Source organism: Peribacillus sp. SIMBA_075, assembly GCF_046534585.1.
Genome location: NZ_JAWRYN010001349.1, coordinates 1 through 245, shown reverse-complemented (window position 1 = coordinate 245; position 245 = coordinate 1). Strand labels below are relative to the sequence as shown.

The window sequence follows — 245 nt, the reverse complement described above, 5'->3', positions numbered from 1 at the left end:
GGATCACGCCGGTGGCGCCGTCCCGGACGAGGTCGGCCATCGCGTGTCGGTACGCCTCGCGGGAGGGCTCCGTCACGACCCCGCGGACGAGCTCCGAGTAGATGATCCCGTCCAGCTCGGCTTGGACATCGGGCGGGGGGACGAGAACCTGCAGCCCCTGCGCCTCCAGCCGCTCCGTGTAGAAGCTCTCGCATGGTGAACCGTGTGCCGAGCAGGGCGACGGTGCCGACCCCTGCGGCCACCAC

The 245-nt window shown here is 71.4% G+C and carries 1 pseudogene; it reads right to left on the bottom strand.

Annotated features, from left to right (window positions below):
* Positions 1 to 245: pseudogene (locus tag SB775_RS32735) on the bottom strand (hypothetical protein); the annotation flags it as partial.